Below are 16,531 nucleotides of genomic sequence, written 5' to 3'. Positions count from 1 at the left end.
CCTGTCCCTCCCTTTACTCGACCACACGCGGTACGGCTACGCCGCCTGCCTGGAAATCCGGCGCGTTCGGCTCGATCAGCTCGTCCGGTGTATACTCCTGGATGACTGCATCCTCGTGGAACGCGTTCTTGCGCTCGGTGTCGATCACGTCGGTAATATCGCCGAGGTCAAGCTCAGCCAGTTTGTCCACCATGCCGACGATGCCCTGCATGTCGTCCGCCAGCCGGTCAAAAATGCCCTCCGACGAGTCCAGACGCGCAAGGGACGCGATGTGTTCAATTTCTTTTCGCGAAATTGCCATGTCAAAGTTCCTCCTGCTGTGTTGTATTTTCATTTTCTATCATTTGCTTGAATTCCTGCTCGGTCAGCACGGGAATGCCCAGTTCGGCCGCTTTCTGCAGCTTGCTGCCCGCGTTCTCCCCCGCAACGACATAGCTCGTCTTTTTGGAGACCGAACCCGCCGCCTTGCCGCCGAGGGCTTCGATCAGGTCGTTGATCTCCTTGCGGGTGTAGAGCGTCAGGCTGCCGGTCGCGACGATGGTCTTGCCCGCAAGCAGATCGCTTTTCGCGGTCTTTTCTCCGGTGAAGTTGACCCCATGCACACGCAGCTTTTCGATCAGCTCCTTGGACTGGTCAAGCTCGCGCCATGCCGCGATGCTCTCCGCGGTGGCCTGGCCAATGTCACGGATCTCGGTCATCTCCTCGACCGGAGCCGCGAGCAGCGCGTCCAAGCTACCGAAATGGTCGCTGAGCACTTTGCCCGCTTTCTGGCCCACATGCCTTATGCCAAACGCAAACAGCAGCCGCGACAGATCGCGCGTCTTGCTGGCTTCGATACCGCTAATCAGATTATTGGCCCAGGTATCCACCTTTTTGCCGAGCGGCAGGAGCTGCTCGACCGTCAGGTCATACAGGTCGGCGGCGGAGCGTACCAGTCCCGCGTCGATCAGCTTTTGCAGGTTGCCCTCGCCGCAGCCGTCGATATCCATCGCGTCGCGCGAGGCAAAGTGCATCAGGTTGCGCAAAAGCTGCGCTGGGCAGGACGCGCCCGTGCAACGGATCGCGGCCTCCTCCTCGTCGTCGAACACCGGCGCGCCGCACACCGGACAGAAGCGCGGCATTTCGTAGGGCTGCGCGTCCGCGGGGCGCTTGTCCGTGTCCACGCCGACAATCTCGGGGATGATCTCGCCCGCCTTGCGCACGGATACCGTGTCTCCTACCCGCACGTCAAGCTGGCGAATAAAATCGCGGTTGTGCAACGTTGCGCGGGAAACCGTCGTCCCCGCAAGCCGCACCGGTTCGAGCACCGCGTTAGGCGTTAAAACGCCCGTCCGTCCGACCGAGATGATGATATCCTTGAGAAGCGTCTGCTTGACCTCAGGCGGATACTTATACGCCGCCGCCCAGCGTGGGAATTTGGCGGTCGAACCCAACGTTTCGCGCTGTACGAACGCATTAACCTTGACCACCGCGCCGTCGATATCAAAATCCAGCTCGCCGCGCGTTTCACCCATGCTTTCGATCTCGCTCCGCACATCCTCCGGATCGGTATAGACCGGATAGCGCGGGCTGACCGGAAAACCAAGCCGTTTCAGGTAGTCCAATGACTCCGTATGGCTCGCGAGCGGCAACTCGTCGCTGTTCTGGATGTTAAAACAGAAAATGGAGAGCTTGCGCTGCCTGGTGACACCGCTGTCCTTTTGCCGCAGCGAACCCGCCGCCGCGTTGCGCGGGTTGGCGAGCAGCGGCTTTTCATGCAGCTCGAGCTCGCGGTTGAGTGCGTCAAACACGGACTTTTTCATATATACCTCACCGCGCACGATCAGGTGCGGCGGCGCGTTTTTCAGCTTGCGCGGGATATCCCTGACTGTTTTCAGGTTGGCGGTCACGTCCTCGCCGACCTGCCCGTCGCCGCGCGTCGCGCCGCGGACGAACACCCCGTCCACATACTCGAGCGCGACTGAAAGGCCGTCGATCTTATACTCGACCACATATTCCGCCTGCCCCACTGCGCCCTCGACGCGGTCATAGAATTCGGAAAGCTCGTCGAACGAGAATACATCCTGCAGGCTCTCGAGCGGGTAGGCATGCGTCACCTTGGCGAACCGGCCGGAGGCCGTGCCGCCGACCCGCTGGGTCGGGGAATCCGCGTCCACATATTCCGGATGCGCGGCCTCAAGCGCGCGCAGCTCGCGCTGCAGCATATCGTACTCATAGTCCGATATTTCGGGCGCGTCCTGATCGTAATATTTTTCATTGTGATACCGCAGCTTTTCGCGCAGCGCGGCGATCTGTTTACCCGCGTCCATGCCAACATCCCTTCTTGATCCAATACAGAATATAGTATACCAAATTTTGCGCGGTTTCGGAAGTATTATTTTCCGTTTTCCGACGAATTATCCGAAAGCTGCGGCCCGCTTCCGCCCTCTGCCGCGCCGCTGTAATCGCTCACCTGCCCGAGCAGGTTGCCGCCCAAATCATCAATATAGGCATAGCGTTCGGGTACGGTGCCGACAATCACCGTATCCGTCACCGGATAGCTGGTCACAATCTCGCGGTCCTCGCCGCCGAACGGAGTCAGGATGCGGAATCCCGCATGAATTTCAATGATAATATTATGCCGCGTCTGGTTAATACCCGCCGAGGAAAACGCACTGATGAACTCCGCCGACATCTGCGTCAGCCCCGCCATGCCGATATCCACGCTCGGCCCCATGCCAGTGAAATAATTGGGGGCGAACACCGTACCCAGCGGCACCTCGATGGTTGTCTGTTCCAGATCCTCCAGCCGTTCAAACAGGCCGTTGACAAGCCGCGCCTTGATCTGGCCGATCGCGATTACATCCGTCCGAAGCGCCGTGACATGGTTTTCGCTGTCCCGTTCCAGCACGACCATATTTTCATACGTCTCGGGGTCGTCAAACACTTCATCCTGCATCAGGTTGTTGATTTCCTGCAGCGCACTGTCCTCGCATACATTGGTGGCGTATTCCATGAACACCCGATGCATCCGCATGGTTACCAGCACGCCAAGCCCCGCCGCAGCCGCCAACAGCAACAGCAGCGCAGTTCTTCTTCCTTTCTTCCGGTATCTGCGCCGGTGCATCCGCACGCCCCCTTTCGGAAAATCATACGAGGCCGGCACGAAAAAAAGAAGCACCCTGTGGGTGCTTCTTTGTATCTGGGGAGAATTATTCCTCGTCTTCGCCCTCGTCCTCGCCTGTGAGCAGCGCGCGGATGGACAGAGAAACCTTTTTCTTCTCATCGTTGATATCGATGATCTTGGCCTCGACCTGCTGGCCGACCTCAAGCACATCCTCCGGCTTTGCGATGCGGTGGTCAGCGATCTGGGAGATGTGGATCAGCCCGTCAACGCCCGGAACGATTTCCGCGAACGCACCGAACGGCATAAACTTGAGGATCTTGACTTCCGCTACATCGCCCACACCGTACTTGGACTTGAATACATTCCACGGATTATCCTCTTCGCGCTTGTAGCCGAGAGAGATCTTCTTGTTGTCCTTGTCCAAGCCGATCACGAACACCTTGACCTTATCGCCCACATTGACTACCTCGGACGGGTGCTTGATGCGGCCCCAGGACAGCTCGGAAATATGAACCATACCGTCCACGCCCCCGATATCGACAAACGCGCCGTAAGAGGTCAGGCTCTTGACCGTACCCTCATACTCGTTGCCGACCTCGATGGTACTCCAGATCTGCTCGGCCGCCGCCTTGCGGGCTTCCTGCTGGATCTGGCGGATCGAGCCGACCACGCGCTTGCGCTGGCGGTTGATCTCCGTGATATAGAAAGACTGCTTGGTCTTCACCAACTGGCTCATCGGCTGATCCTTCGGGATGCCGGTCTGGCTGGCCGGAATGAACACACGCACGCCGTAAGCGGTCGCAACCACGCCGCCGCGGTTCTCCTCAACGATGATGCCCTCAACGACCGAATGCTCTTCATACGCCTTTTCCACGGTCTCCCAGCCCTTAAGCTGGTCAACGCGCTTCTTGGACAGGGTCACGGTGCCTTCGCCGTCGTTGACGCGCACGACCACCGCCTCGATCTCATCGCCGGGATGGATGTTTGCGGCCGCGTCGTAGTTCGGGTCGTCCGACAGCTCACTCAGCGGGATATACGCAGTATGCTTTACGCCAAGGTCGACCTGTACGTCGGTCGAGGATACAGCGACTACGGTACCGGTGACTTTCTCTCCTGTATTCAAGGTTTTGAAGGACTCTTCGAGCATTGCCGCAAAGTCCTCACCATTTTCGATTTTCGTTTCTTCGCTCATCATGTTACTGACCTCCTTAATTATCCATGCCGGTGTCGATGCCCCAGCCGTGATCCCGACGCGCCCATTCCTTCGGAGCCCCTGCGTTGTAAGCTCCGCGGCATCCTCGATATAAAGCACATTGTTGCACAGCGTGCGGCTGATCTCGTACAGCCGCTTTGTGTTGGAACTTTTTTTATCGCCGATCACGATCATCTGATCCGACGCACCGGCAAGCAGACGAGCCTCCGACTGACGCTCATCCGTCGCTTTACATATTGTATCAAAAATTTTGAGGTTTGTACACCTTTTTTTTATCAAACCGACTGAAATATTCCAAAGATTCCGATTGACGGTCGTTTGCGCGACAACAGCCAGCGTTCTTTCCGTCGAATCCGGCCGATCCAAATAGGCTCTCACCTGTGCTTCGTTCTCGAGTACGTCCGAGCCGCCACACCATCCCTGGATGCCAACAACCTCGGGATGGCCTGCGCTTCCTAGGATGAGGATATGACGTCCCTCGCGGCTCTGTTCGTCCACAATACGGTGTATTTTCTGCACGAACGGACAGGTCGCGTCAAACACCTCGCAGTTTTTCTCCTGCAGCATTTGATATACCCACCGCGGCACACCATGCGCGCGGATCAGGACCTTTGCCCCATCCGGTATTTCCTGCAGCGTGTGGGCGGTGCGCACCCCCTGGCGCTCCAGCCGCGCGATCTCATGCATATTGTGGATGATTTCGCCATACGCGTAAATAACGCCGTTTGCCTGCGCCTGCCGCTCGGCCAGCTCGACCGCGCGCCGCACGCCGAAGCAGAACCCGGCTGTTTTTGCTACTGTAATGCTCATATCTGCTTTTTCAGGGCATAGATACGGTGCAGGATATCGTCCGCAATCGCGCCGTAATCCTTTTCCTTTCCGTCCGGCAGGAACGGCTTGCCGATTATGACCGTTGCCCGGCAGCGGAAGCCTTTGTTTTCCGAGATATACATGGGCAGGATCGGCGCGCGCGTTTTGACCGCCAGCATTGCCGCGCCCTTTTTGGCGTCTCCCTCTGACGCGCCGCGCGTACCCTGTGGGAAGATGATCAGCTTCTGCCCTGCGCGGACCGAGCCGAGCGCGGTCTTGATCGAATCGATATCTACGCCGCCGCGGTCGATCGGGAAAGCGCCGAGCGCCGCAATCAGCCAAGCAAAAAGCGGCTTGCGGAACAGCTCCTTTTTCGCCATCAGTCGCAGCGGTATCCTATGCCCCAGGGCCACCGCCGCGAATGGCGGGTCGGAAAGCTGCACATGGTTCGGGCAGACGACACAACCGCCCTCCGGAATGTTTTCCCGCCCGATGACCTTAAAGCCGAAATAAATATGGAACGCCAGCGCCACAAAGGGAACCGCGAACCATTGGAACCAGCGGTGATATTTCTGTTTCATGTATTATCTCTCCGTCTTTTCCCGAATTATCCGCAGAACCGCGGCAATGCTCTGCTCCAAATCAAGCGCGCTCGTGTCGAGCAGGACCGCGTCGTCCGCCTGACGAAGCGGGGCGACCGCGCGCGTCGTATCCTGCCGGTCGCGCGCCTGTATGTCCGCCAGTACGCCCTCGAGCGTCACCTGCTGCCCTTTTTCCTTCAACTCGCGGTAGCGGCGCTCCGCCCGCGTTTTCGCGGAGGCGGTCAGGAATATTTTCACTGGTGCGTCCGGCAGGATCACCGTGCCGATATCGCGTCCGTCCATCAGGATATTGCTGTTTTTTGCCATGTCCCGCTGTACATCCAGCAAAAAACGCCGCACCTCCGGCACGGCCGAAACCTTTGACGCATATTGCGAGATTTCCGGCGTGCGGATCGCTTCGGATACGTCCTCTCCGTTGAGCAGCACATGCTGCATACCGTCCTGATAAGCCAGCGAAATATCCACCGTCGGCAGGGACGCGATGATCCCCGCCGTATCCTCACCCGCGATTCCCCTGCGGTACACGGCCAGGCCGATCGCACGGTACATCGCGCCGGTATCCACATAGACATATCCCATCCGCGCCGCCACAGCCCGCGCGACCGTGGATTTCCCCGCGCCGGATGGCCCGTCTATCGCAACCGAAATGTATTCCATATGTCCCTCCTACTGCCGCGCCGCCGACAGGCCGGCCAGCCGTCCGGTCGACCACGCGATCTGTAAATTGAAGCCGCCCGTATAAGCGTCCACATCGAGTACCTCTCCCGCGAAATACAGCCCGGGCAGCTTTTTGGATTCCATGGTTTTGGGGTCTACCTCACGGACCGAGACACCGCCCGATGTCACGATTGCCTCCGCGACCGGCCGCTTGCCGGACACCACAACCAGAAAATGCTTCAATGTATGCAGCAGTGCGGCGCGCTGCTGCCTGGTGATGCCGTTTACCTTGGCATGCGGGTCGATCTGGGACAGCCGCACGACCGCCGGAATCAGCTTGCGGGGTAGCAGCCCGCCCAGTGCGTTGATGAAATCGCTGTTTTTATGTGCCCCGAAATCGGACAGCAGGCGCTTATCCAGTGTCTTTTCATCCAGCGCCGGCTTGAGGTCGATCTCGATATGGTAACCCTTGCTGCCAAAGTGCCGCATATGCGCGGAAGCGGAAAGGATCAGCGGGCCGGACAGGCCGAAATGTGTAAACAGCATCTCCCCGAATTCCGACCAGATCCTTTTGCTGTCCTCAAACACTGTCACCTGCACATTGCGCAGGCTGAGCCCCATCAGCTCCTCACAGCCGCCCGGTGTCACCAGCGGCACCAGCGAGGGATTGGGCGGCACGACCGTATGCCCTGCCTGCTTTGCAAAGCGGTAACCGTCCCCGGTCGAACCGGTCTGCGGATAGGATACCCCTCCGGTCGCGACAATCACACGGTCGGCCGGATAAAGCGCGCCGCCCGCCTGCACGCCTGCGAGCCTGACCCCCTCAATGACAAGCCGCTCCGCGGCCGTATGCTTTATTATAACTCCCACACGTTTAATCCATGTAAAAAGTGCGTCAATAATATCCGCAGCCTTGTCCGACACCGGAAAAACGCGGTTTCCCCGTTCGGTCTTGAGCGGCACGCCGTGGGAGGTGAAAAACGCCATCGCATCCTCTGGCGAAAAGCCGCCGAGCGCGGAATACAGGAAGCGCGGGTTGACCGGAACGTTCTGCAAAACCGTCTGGATATCGCAGTTATTGCAGACATTGCAGCGTCCCTTTCCCGTGATGAACAGCTTGCGGCCGACCTTTTCATTTGTTTCCAGCAGCGTCACCCGCGCGCCGTTTTCAGCCGCCGTACCCGCTGCCATCAGACCCGCCGCACCGCCGCCGATTACCAATATGTTCAATTCGCGTCGTCCTCCGGCTTTTCATATACGTCGTATTCTTCCCAGATGCGTTCCAGCCTGTTGAACGTCTGCTCGATCTCCCCCCGCCGGCTCATGCCGACCGCGACGATCAGCGCGTTGATGACCGACAGCGGCGCGACTAGGGAATCGACAAAACTTGCCATATCGCTGCGCGCCAGCAGCACATGATCCGCCACCCGCGCCAGCGGCGACAGGTGCGAGTCCGTCAGCGCGACCACCCGCGCGCCGCGGTCGCCCGCGTACCGCATGGCGCTGAGCGTGCGCTTGGAATAGCGCGGAAAGCTGATGCCCAGCAGCACATCCCCCGGGCCGACCCGCAGGATCTGCTCAAATATTTCGCTGACGCTGTTGGTATGGACCAGCGTGACATTTTCAAACAGCAGGTTAAAGTAAAACCCAACAAAATTAGCAAGCGCGCTCGCGGAGCGCACGCCTAAAATGTAGATCCGTTTCGCGCCGGTCAGCGCGTCGACCGCCCCTTGGAACGCATCGCGGTCGATCTCGTCCAGCGTCATGCGAATCATATCCATATCCGCGTGAAGAACGGTCTGTAGCACGTCGCGGCCGCCCATGCGGTCACTGGAAACCTCCATGCGCTGCACCGAGGTCAGCTTGTTGCGTATCATCTCCTGTAGCGCGCGCTGCAGATGCGGATAGCCGTCGTATCCCAGCTCAGTCGCGAAGCGCACCACGGTGGACTCGCTCACACCGACGGTAGCGCCGAGCCGGCTAGCTGTCATAAAGGCGGCCTTGTCATAGTGCTCCAGGATGAAGCGCGCGATCTGCTTCTGCCCCTTGGAAAAATCCGGTAATTCATTTTGAATCTTGTTGATCAGATCGTTCATGACATTCACTCCTGCATTATCGCCTGCTTTTGCCGTTATTATTGTAAGCGGTTTGCCGCAGAAATGCAAGATATTTTGCATCAATCCTGCAAAATCGCACCCACCCCCCGCAAATAGGCGACCTCCTCCGGCGTCAGTTCACGCCACGCCCCTGCCTTGAGCGCCGGATCGAGCGGCAGCTCGCCCACCGCTACCCGTTTCAGCCTGCGCACCTCCAGACCGCACTGCTCGCACATTTTCCGGATCTGGCGGTTGCGCCCCTCATGGATCGTAAGCCGCAGCTTCGCGCTTTCGCTGTCTTGCTCCAGAATGACGACCCGCGCGGGCCGGATTGCATACCCGTCTATCTCCATCGGCTCTTCCAGGCGCGGGATGTTATCCAGCCGGCCGCGCACGCGCACCTCGTAGTGCTTTTCGATCTCGTGCCGCGGATGCGTCAGCGCGTTGACCAGCGTCCCGTCGTTGGTGAGCAGCAGCAGCCCCTCCGAATTGTAATCCAGCCGGCCGACCGGTACCACGCGCACGCCGCAGCCCTGGGTCAGATCGGCCACGGTCCTGCGGCCCCGCTCGTCCTTGAGCGTTGTTACATAGCCGCGCGGCTTGTACAGCATCAGGTATTTTTTCTCCTCCGAAAGGCCGACCGGCTTGCCATCCGCCTGGATCCGGTCGCGCCGGATATCCGCCCGATCGCCCAGCGACGCCGCACGGCCGTTTACCGTCACCCGTCCGTCCAGTATCCATGTTTCCGCTTCGCGGCGCGAGCAAAGTCCGGCCTGCGCCAAAATTTTCTGCAGTCTCTCCTCCACAGTTGTCCTCCTATGCTGTCATTGATCCTTTTCACCGAATATCCGGTCGAGTATCCGTTCGGTCAGGCTCTTTTCCTCCGGCGCCAGTATAGAGGCGCTGCCGTACAGCAGCGTATCCTTTGCCAGCACCTTGTCGCCGATCCGGTATTCGATCTGTCCCGCCGCCGCGCTTTTGACAACCGGCGCATAGCAGATTTTATCACCGTACCGCACGGTCTCAATCCGGTCCTTTTCCTCCGACGTGACATGGGCTGTCAGCGTATGCTGCGCAACGAGCGGAACCGTATCCGCATCCCCGCCAAAAACGCGCTGCACCGCGACCTCCTCCCCCGCCTCATGGAGCGTGATCTCCTCATATTGGGCAAAGCCTGCGTCGAGCAGCTCCATATGATCGTTCCAGTCGTTTGGGTCATTCAGGGTAACCGCGATCAGGGTGCGTCCGTTGCGCTCCGCCGCGGACACCAGACAGCGCCCCGCCGCCTTGGTGTAGCCTGTTTTGACGCCGATCGCGCCTTCATACATGCTGAGCAGGCGGTTATGGTTGCTCAGCGTGCGCTGTCCCACCGTATAGCTCTGGGTCGATACGATCTGGCGGAACACAGGATCGCGCAGGGCGGCGGCCGTGATCTGTGCCAGCTCATGGGCGGTTGTATAATGCGTTTCGCTGGAAAGGCCGTTGGGATTGTCGAAATGCGTATCCGTCAAGCCAAGCTCGGCCGCCTTTGCATTCATTTTTTCTATAAACACATCAAATCCGCCGCATTCGCCAGCGATTGCCACCGCCGCGTCATTGCCGGATTCCAGCATCAGCCCGTACAGCGTATCCCGCAGGGTCAGCTTTTCCCCTTCCTGCAGGTACATAGACGAGCCTTCGACTCGGGTATATTCCTTTTTCACCGTGTATTCCCGATCCAGATTGCCCTCGCCCAATGCGACAAGGGCGGTCATGATCTTTGTTGTGGACGCCATTGGCAGGCGTGCGTCGCCATTCTGTTCCAGCAGCACCTCGCCGGTATCCGCGTCCATCACAACCGCGCTCTGCGCGCTGAGCGCCCGCGAATCGGGCAGCAGCAGCAAACAGAGCAGTATCCCGCACCACAGTTTCTTCATGTTCGCACATCTCCCCTGCAAAACAAAACCTACTCAGCATTCGTGTGAGTAGGTTTTGCGGGAAATGCGGCATTATTCGTCAGCTTCGGCCGTTCGGTCCATATTTGGCCCTGCCTTTCCTTTGTAGCCCTCCACAAAGCTGGAAACCTTGTTAATCGCACCCGGGATCATTTCGACCAGGCGGTCGACCGTTGTCGAGGCCTGCGCGTTCACGCCGAGAATATTGGCGCTGCCGTCCGTGCCGATAATCAGGAAGCAAACGGGCGATACCGTCACGCCCGCACCGCCGCCGCCGCCAAAGGCCAGCGGTGCGCCCTGCGGCATATGCTTGGGCGCAAAATCGCTGCCGCCGGATGCAAAGCCGAACGTGACCTTGGAGACCGGAATCACGGTCGTGCCGTCCGCCGTGGTAATCGGCGTGCCAATAATGGTATTGACATCCACCATTTCCTTTATTTTCGCCATGGTCTCGGTCATCAGGTTGCTGATAGGATGCTCACTCATTTGTTATCGCCTCTTCTTTCTTTATCAATCGTTTATACAGACGGAAAAGTTCCCCGGCGTGCCGCAACAGCACGAGCAACAGGCGCAGCGGCCGCATGGAACAAAACACGGTAAACGCCCATTCCGTACGGTCTGCCTCAAAATCCGCGTCCACATCGACGTGATACGCTTTCATTTCAAAAGTATTCTCCAAAAACGGTACAATCATGCCGGTCAACGCTGCGGACTGCCCCAAAAGAAGTCCGGTTTTTGCCGCGTCGTCCGTGCCAATCCGCACCCGCACGCGCAGCCGGCTGATGCGGAGCGTATCCGCCATTTCGCTCAGCAGCGTCAAGGTCAGTCCGGCCAGCTCCCCGATATCCAGTTCCTCACGCTGAAAAGAATACCGGTATTTGGATTTTTTCCGCCTTTTTTTGCGTTTTGCCGGCGCCGCGGCAGTCTGCGGCGGCGCTTCCTCTCGCTTCGGCGGCGGCCAGACTGGGATACGCGCCGGCCCGTACCGGATTTCTACGCTGACCTCCCCGTTCACGCCCACGGCCTCTATCCCTGTGCGGACACAGAGCAGGAGGAGACAGACGGCCAGCATCAACAGGAGTAGCCCCAGCAGCACCGCCAAAATCCAAAGCAGAGCCGTCATATTCGCTTCACTCCGTTTCCTCCGGCCACGCCCGCGTGGGCGGGGACTCTATCTGCAGTTGTCCCTCCAACGCGGCCTCAGGCTGCCGCCCGTCCAAATCCAGCTCCATTTGTTCGTTTTCCTCAAGCGATGGCAGCGCGGGCAGCTCGCTCAGGCTACTGAGCGCGAACGTCCGCAGGAATATCTCGGTCGTGCGATAAAGGATCGGCCGGCCGGGTACATCCATGCGTCCGGCTTCTTCGATCAGGCCCTTTTCTGCCAGCCCTGCAACGGTGCCGCCCGAATCCACGCCGCGCAGCTGGTCGATGAACGCCCTTGTCACCGGCTGGCGGTACGCGACGATCGTCAGCACCTCCAGCGCGGCCGGAGACAGGGACGGCGGCTTGCGCGATTCGGTCACCCGACGGGCCGCGTCCGCATACAGCGGACGCGAACAGAGCTGTAGCTTGTCCTCCAGCCGCAGCAGCATCAGACCCCTGTTTTCAAAATCATATAGGTTTTCCAGCGCTGCGGCGGCCTCAAGCACCGCGCCTCGCGGCGCTTCCAGCGCTGCGGCCAGCCGGTCGACCGGTACAGCGTCCCCTGCGGCGAACAGCACAGCCTCCAGGCCGGCTTCGAGTTCGGTCATCAGACGTTACTCTCTCCTTTATCGTTTGTAAGCGTCAACTCCATATCCTCTCCGTCGCCTTCCAGCAGGATACGGCGGGTCTTGGACAGCTCAAGCACCGCCAGAAAGGTCGCGACGATCTCTGAACGGTTTTTCGCGTCGTCAAACAGCCTTCGAAACGGCACGCGGACCGACCGGATAAACCGCCGAAGGATCGCGGTGATCCGCGTTTCGACCGGCACAGGCTCCCGCCCGACAATGCCGGAGAACGCGCTCGCCGGCGGCGGTATCCGCCGCTGGGCCTTGCGCAGCATATTGTTAGCCGCCCGAACCAGATCGTTGACCGACTGGCGGTATTCTTTCGGCGCTTCCCCCAGGTTTTCCGGCGGTTTGACGAAGATATCCCGCCCGAGCTCCCCTTTTTCGCGGAAATACGGCGTGATTTCTTTTAGGCGCTGGTATTCCAGCAGCATCTCAACCAGTCCGGCACGGGGATCGTCCTCCTCGTCCTCCTCATGGCGCGGCAGCAGCATCTTCGACTTGATGTAAACAAGCTGCGCCGCCATCGCCACGAAATCCCCCGCGATGTCAAGGTCCATCGCCTCGGCCGCATGCAGGACTTCCATATACTGATCGAGTATCACCGCGATCGGGATGTCGTAAATGCTGACCTTGTTTTTGGCGATCAGATGCAGCAATAAATCGAGCGGGCCATCAAAATTCTCCAAATGAAAATCCATGACAGCATCCTGCTATAAAAACAGTCCGACAAACCGTGCCGCCAGGTTGATGGCCGCACTGTCCGCCATCAGCATCAGCCCGTCCAGCCAGCCGAACCAGATTGCCGCAACAAACAGGAGCAGGATCACACCCTGGTATTTTTGCAGCTTGAGCGACCAGGAGAACGGCAGGAACGCGTCAACCACGCGCGACCCGTCCAGCGGATGAACAGGGATAAGGTTGAATACCCCGAGGCCCACGGACAAAACCGCCGTATAGCCCAAAAAGATCATCAGCACAAGCAGAAATACCGCGATGCCGTTCGCGGCGATCTGTCCAGATGTCAAAAGAGACATCAGGAGGTAAACACCGCCTACGCCAAACGAGAAAACCTGCGTTCCCAGCAGGTAAACCCCGATCGCCAGATAACCCGCAAACGCCAAAAACGCCGTGATGAAATTGGCTGCGGGACCTGCAGCGGCAGTCAGCGCCATACCCGCTTTTCTATTTTTGAAGTTCGATATATTGACCGGCACAGGCCGCGCCCAGCCAAATCCGAACACCAGCAGGCATAAAAAACCGACCGGATCAATATGCGCTAAAGGGGAAAGCGTGACGCGGCCGGAATCGCGCGCCGTGCGATCGCCCAGCAGATAGGCCATTCCTCCATGCGCGGCCTCATGCACGGTGAGGCATAAAACGACCGCAGGGAGCGACAACGCAAGCGTGATGATTGCGGTCTGCAGGTCCCCCCTGCGCAGAGCACTCCAAAGCAAGCAAACTCCTCCAAACTATCAGCCGCACCGCTATTCTTGCCACGAGCGCCTGATTTTATCATTTTAACCTATTTTTTGCTTCCTAACAGACGCGTCAAAATAATTTTAACGCGGTTTTCCGGATAGCAAACCTGTGTATGTTTGGAATTATATCACAATACCAGCCAATTGTCATCCCTTTCTTGCTTTCCTGGTAAAAGGCAGTTCGCTTGATAAAAAGGGCTGCAGAATATTCTGCAGCCCTTTTCCCGTTCATATCAATTGAAAGTCTTATGCAGCGCGAGTGGCGTCACGGCCCTCCAAGAGCTCCACGGCAGCTTCCGCGTTCTTTACGCCATAGAAAACCAGTGCTTCCGCCCGGGTCCGATTCGTGGTGTTCTGACGGTCGATCATAGGATGGCACGCTCTCCAGCGGAGCTGCTTATTTACCTCTTCAAAAATCTTGCTGCCCAGAACGACGCTGTCTTCGTTCGCCACATCGCTGACAACCTTATAATCATCAATGTCGGACAGATCCATGGAGTAGAAAGTCTTGGCGTCGAATTCCAGAATAGCACGCTGGTTGGTGATGTAGTATTTCTGACGCTTCACGCTTGCACGCTCAAAGACTGGGGAAATCATAATCACAGCGCCGATGACTACCATACCGATTGCAACATTCATGCTCCACTGGCTGTTCTTCGTAACATAAGCTGCAAGCAGGCCGCCAATAATCACAACGGTCAGCAACCATGTACGCAGTACGCGGGTCTTATTGCCGTTTTCAATCAGCGGAAACGCCGCGGGCTCCCCCTGCCACAGCACGGTTTCGTTGTCCTGCAGATACTCTTGCAAATTTTTACTCATTAGAAACACTCCCTTTTTCATCTTGCACAGAATCCCTTTCTGTTGTCTCTATTATAGCGCATAATCCCGTTTAACCGCTGCTAAGGTCGCGTTTTGATTTGTTAATCTTCCGTCAAACGGCAACTTTTTCCCGTTCAGATTTTGTAAAGGATATTAACAGATTTTTAACACCTTTTCTGCTATAATGTTTTTGTACCCAATTGATAATAGGGAGTGTCCCATTTTGCAAAGCTCAAAGCATCGGAGTCCGTTTTTTTCCTTTTCCGCACGCGATTTTGCGGTTACCGCGGGCATTTTGGCCTGCGCGATTGAATTGTGCGTTATTTTAAGCATTGCCGATAGCATCGACGGCTTTGCGTATCCGATTTTCGTACTGGCCGTCCTGCTGGTTTCACGTTTAACGACCGGCTATTTTTTCGGTATCCTGGCCGCTCTGTTCAGCGTCATTGGCATCAACTATATTTTTACTTATCCATACTGGGCGTTCAACTTTACGCTGTCCGGCTATCCGCTGACGTTCCTGACCATGCTGTGCGTCTCGCTCATCACCTGTACGATGACCACCAAGCTCAAGCAGCAGGAGCGGATTCGGGCGGAAAGCGAAAAAGAGAAAATGCGCGCCAATCTGCTGCGCTCGGTTTCTCACGATATCCGCACGCCGCTGACATCGATCGTCGGCGTCACCTCCACCCTTCTGGAAACGCCCAACCTGCCGATTGCCGAGCAGCGCCAGCTTCTAGAGGACGCCCGCGACGAGGCGCAGTGGCTGATCCGCGTGGTGGAAAACCTGCTCTCCATCACCCGCATCGGGGACGCGCGCGCCCAGATTACCAAACAGCCGGAGGTCGTGGAGGAAATCCTCGGCGAGGTCGTGCAGAAATTCCGCAAGCGGTTTCCCGATGTTTCCATCCGCGTTGCCGCGCCGAGCGATCTCCTGTTTGTCCCCATGGACGCTATCCTGATCGAACAGGTGCTGTCCAATCTTCTGGAAAACGCGGTGATCCATGGTGAGACAACGACAAACATTCTGCTTTCCGTGCATCAGGAGGGCAAATACGCCTGTTTTTCCGTGCAGGACAACGGCAAAGGCATTCCCCCCAAGGAGCTTCCGACGCTATTTGACGGCAGCATGAAACGCAACGAAACGCCCGCTGGGGATGGGAAACGCAATATGGGCCTAGGCCTGTCGGTCTGTATGGCGATCGTACGCGCGCACAGTGGTACTATGGAAGCAAAAAATATGGGAGCGGGCGCGGAATTTTCTTTCCTGCTGCCGCTTTCCGAGGAGGAACTTAAATGAATATCCGAGAAAAAATCCTGATTGTAGAAGATGAAAAAAGCATTTCGCATTTTATTTCCACTATCCTCAATTCCAACGGTTACGAAACGATACAAGCCCGCACCGGTGCGGAGGCAATGTCCATGCTGTCCTCCCATTGTCCCGATCTGGTCATTCTGGACCTCGGCCTGCCGGACATGGACGGGCTGGAGGTACTCAACAGCCTGCGTTCCTGGTCCAGCCTGCCGGTGGTGGTCGTTTCCGCCCGCTCGCATGAGCATGACAAGGTCGGCGCGCTCGACCTCGGCGCGGACGACTATCTGACCAAGCCGTTCGGCACAGCCGAGCTTCTGGCCCGTGTCCGCACGGCAATCCGCCACACCCGCACCACCTCGGACAACGACGAGATCGCCCAGCGCGGCACCTATACGGTCGGGGACCTGACCATCGACTACAACAAGCATCAGGTCCTGGTGCGGGGAGAAAACGTCCATTTGACGCTGAGCGAATTCCGCATCGTCGCCCTGCTTGGCAAGTACGCCGGCAAGGTACTGACCTACGACTACATTATTAAGGAGTTGTGGGGGCCCCGCGCGGGCGGTGATAATCAGATCCTGCGCGTCAACATGGCGAACATCCGCCGCAAAATCGAAAAGAACCCCGCCGAGCCGGAATATCTGTTCACCGAGGTAGGCGTCGGCTACCGCCTCGCAGAAGGCGAATAAACCATACATAAAGAGCGCTGCCCGCAGGCAGCGCTCT

18 protein-coding genes are annotated in these 16,531 nt (G+C 58.0%); 2 read left to right on the top strand and 16 right to left on the bottom strand.

The annotated features are described in order from the left end of the window. Positions 1 to 13: 13 nt before the first annotated feature. From gatC to H8S45_RS00295, 16 genes are all read right to left on the bottom strand, one after another. Positions 14 to 301, bottom strand: a complete 288-nt coding sequence (gatC, locus tag H8S45_RS00370) for an Asp-tRNA(Asn)/Glu-tRNA(Gln) amidotransferase subunit GatC (RefSeq protein WP_054327649.1) — start codon at positions 299 to 301, stop codon at positions 14 to 16. A 1-nt stretch (position 302) separates the two neighbouring features. Further along, positions 303 to 2,309, bottom strand: coding sequence for an NAD-dependent DNA ligase LigA (gene ligA / locus H8S45_RS00365; RefSeq protein WP_054327650.1), 2,007 nt, complete (start codon positions 2,307 to 2,309; stop codon positions 303 to 305). A gap of 65 nt (positions 2,310 to 2,374) precedes the next feature. Continuing rightward, positions 2,375 to 3,106, bottom strand: coding sequence for a sporulation protein YunB (gene yunB / locus H8S45_RS00360; protein ID WP_161804758.1), 732 nt, complete (start codon positions 3,104 to 3,106; stop codon positions 2,375 to 2,377). Positions 3,107 to 3,191: 85 nt separating this feature from the next. After that, positions 3,192 to 5,129, bottom strand: coding sequence for a bifunctional 4-hydroxy-3-methylbut-2-enyl diphosphate reductase/30S ribosomal protein S1 (locus H8S45_RS00355; RefSeq protein ID WP_107632073.1), 1,938 nt, complete (start codon positions 5,127 to 5,129; stop codon positions 3,192 to 3,194). Continuing rightward, positions 5,126 to 5,710, bottom strand: coding sequence for a lysophospholipid acyltransferase family protein (locus tag H8S45_RS00350; protein WP_054327652.1), 585 nt, complete (start codon positions 5,708 to 5,710; stop codon positions 5,126 to 5,128). The genes H8S45_RS00355 and H8S45_RS00350 overlap by 4 nt, the downstream gene beginning before the upstream one ends. Positions 5,711 to 5,713: 3 nt before the next feature. Further along, positions 5,714 to 6,388: a (d)CMP kinase gene (gene cmk, locus H8S45_RS00345; RefSeq protein ID WP_186949420.1), complete on the bottom strand. Its 675-nt coding sequence runs from the start codon at positions 6,386 to 6,388 to the stop codon at positions 5,714 to 5,716. Between the two features lie 9 nt (positions 6,389 to 6,397). After that, positions 6,398 to 7,618, bottom strand: a complete 1,221-nt coding sequence (locus H8S45_RS00340; protein WP_186949419.1) for a BaiN/RdsA family NAD(P)/FAD-dependent oxidoreductase — start codon at positions 7,616 to 7,618, stop codon at positions 6,398 to 6,400. Then, positions 7,615 to 8,484, bottom strand: coding sequence for a MurR/RpiR family transcriptional regulator (locus tag H8S45_RS00335; RefSeq protein WP_054327653.1), 870 nt, complete (start codon positions 8,482 to 8,484; stop codon positions 7,615 to 7,617). The genes H8S45_RS00340 and H8S45_RS00335 overlap by 4 nt, the downstream gene beginning before the upstream one ends. Positions 8,485 to 8,564: 80 nt before the next feature. Continuing rightward, on the bottom strand, positions 8,565 to 9,290 hold the full coding sequence (locus tag H8S45_RS00330; RefSeq protein WP_107632071.1) for a pseudouridine synthase: 726 nt from the start codon (positions 9,288 to 9,290) through the stop codon (positions 8,565 to 8,567). An 18-nt stretch (positions 9,291 to 9,308) separates the two neighbouring features. After that, positions 9,309 to 10,400, bottom strand: coding sequence for a D-alanyl-D-alanine carboxypeptidase family protein (locus tag H8S45_RS00325; RefSeq protein ID WP_107632070.1), 1,092 nt, complete (start codon positions 10,398 to 10,400; stop codon positions 9,309 to 9,311). Between the two features lie 72 nt (positions 10,401 to 10,472). After that, a complete protein-coding gene (gene ytfJ, locus H8S45_RS00320; protein WP_054327656.1) occupies positions 10,473 to 10,904 on the bottom strand; it encodes a GerW family sporulation protein in 432 nt (143 codons plus the stop codon). Continuing rightward, on the bottom strand, positions 10,897 to 11,541 hold the full coding sequence (locus tag H8S45_RS00315; protein ID WP_147573638.1) for a DUF2953 domain-containing protein: 645 nt from the start codon (positions 11,539 to 11,541) through the stop codon (positions 10,897 to 10,899). Before H8S45_RS00315 ends, ytfJ begins: the two co-directional genes overlap by 8 nt. 7 nt (positions 11,542 to 11,548) lie before the next feature. Beyond that, entirely contained in the window at positions 11,549 to 12,169 is a 621-nt protein-coding gene (gene scpB, locus H8S45_RS00310; RefSeq protein ID WP_054327659.1) for an SMC-Scp complex subunit ScpB, read from the bottom strand. Then, positions 12,169 to 12,888 carry a segregation and condensation protein A gene (locus H8S45_RS00305; RefSeq protein WP_054327660.1) on the bottom strand — a complete coding sequence of 240 codons (720 nt, stop codon included), beginning with the start codon at positions 12,886 to 12,888 and terminating at the stop codon, positions 12,169 to 12,171. Before H8S45_RS00305 ends, scpB begins: the two co-directional genes overlap by 1 nt. A gap of 12 nt (positions 12,889 to 12,900) precedes the next feature. Further along, on the bottom strand, positions 12,901 to 13,644 hold the full coding sequence (locus H8S45_RS00300) for a site-2 protease family protein (RefSeq protein WP_054327661.1): 744 nt from the start codon (positions 13,642 to 13,644) through the stop codon (positions 12,901 to 12,903). A gap of 270 nt (positions 13,645 to 13,914) precedes the next feature. Continuing rightward, positions 13,915 to 14,490, bottom strand: a complete 576-nt coding sequence (locus H8S45_RS00295; RefSeq protein WP_054327662.1) for a hypothetical protein — start codon at positions 14,488 to 14,490, stop codon at positions 13,915 to 13,917. Between the two features lie 223 nt (positions 14,491 to 14,713). On the opposite strand from H8S45_RS00295, the gene H8S45_RS00290 reads away from it, so the two are divergent. Both H8S45_RS00290 and H8S45_RS00285 read left to right on the top strand, forming a co-directional pair. Beyond that, positions 14,714 to 15,790, top strand: a complete 1,077-nt coding sequence (locus H8S45_RS00290; RefSeq protein ID WP_242977957.1) for a sensor histidine kinase — start codon at positions 14,714 to 14,716, stop codon at positions 15,788 to 15,790. Beyond that, entirely contained in the window at positions 15,787 to 16,494 is a 708-nt protein-coding gene (locus tag H8S45_RS00285) for a response regulator (RefSeq protein WP_054327664.1), read from the top strand. The genes H8S45_RS00290 and H8S45_RS00285 overlap by 4 nt, the downstream gene beginning before the upstream one ends. Positions 16,495 to 16,531: the final 37 nt, after the last annotated feature.

Origin of the sequence: Agathobaculum faecis (assembly GCF_014287995.1) — a bacterium.
Taxonomy (GTDB): Bacteria; Bacillota; Clostridia; order Oscillospirales; family Butyricicoccaceae; genus Agathobaculum; species Agathobaculum ammoniilyticum.
This window is presented reverse-complemented; position numbering and strand designations above follow the sequence as displayed.

Coding starts and splice junctions, on each gene's coding strand:
- gatC (WP_054327649.1), bottom strand. CDS start 301: ATGGCAATTTCGCGAAAAGAAATTGAACACATCGCGTCCCTTGCGCGT.
- ligA (WP_054327650.1), bottom strand. CDS start 2,309: ATGGACGCGGGTAAACAGATCGCCGCGCTGCGCGAAAAGCTGCGGTAT.
- yunB (WP_161804758.1), bottom strand. CDS start 3,106: ATGCACCGGCGCAGATACCGGAAGAAAGGAAGAAGAACTGCGCTGCTG.
- H8S45_RS00355 (WP_107632073.1), bottom strand. CDS start 5,129: ATGAGCATTACAGTAGCAAAAACAGCCGGGTTCTGCTTCGGCGTGCGG.
- H8S45_RS00350 (WP_054327652.1), bottom strand. CDS start 5,710: ATGAAACAGAAATATCACCGCTGGTTCCAATGGTTCGCGGTTCCCTTT.
- cmk (WP_186949420.1), bottom strand. CDS start 6,388: ATGGAATACATTTCGGTTGCGATAGACGGGCCATCCGGCGCGGGGAAA.
- H8S45_RS00335 (WP_054327653.1), bottom strand. CDS start 8,484: ATGAACGATCTGATCAACAAGATTCAAAATGAATTACCGGATTTTTCC.
- H8S45_RS00325 (WP_107632070.1), bottom strand. CDS start 10,400: ATGAAGAAACTGTGGTGCGGGATACTGCTCTGTTTGCTGCTGCTGCCC.
- ytfJ (WP_054327656.1), bottom strand. CDS start 10,904: ATGAGTGAGCATCCTATCAGCAACCTGATGACCGAGACCATGGCGAAA.
- H8S45_RS00315 (WP_147573638.1), bottom strand. CDS start 11,541: ATGACGGCTCTGCTTTGGATTTTGGCGGTGCTGCTGGGGCTACTCCTG.
- scpB (WP_054327659.1), bottom strand. CDS start 12,169: ATGACCGAACTCGAAGCCGGCCTGGAGGCTGTGCTGTTCGCCGCAGGG.
- H8S45_RS00305 (WP_054327660.1), bottom strand. CDS start 12,888: ATGGATTTTCATTTGGAGAATTTTGATGGCCCGCTCGATTTATTGCTG.
- H8S45_RS00295 (WP_054327662.1), bottom strand. CDS start 14,490: ATGAGTAAAAATTTGCAAGAGTATCTGCAGGACAACGAAACCGTGCTG.
- H8S45_RS00285 (WP_054327664.1), top strand. CDS start 15,787: ATGAATATCCGAGAAAAAATCCTGATTGTAGAAGATGAAAAAAGCATT.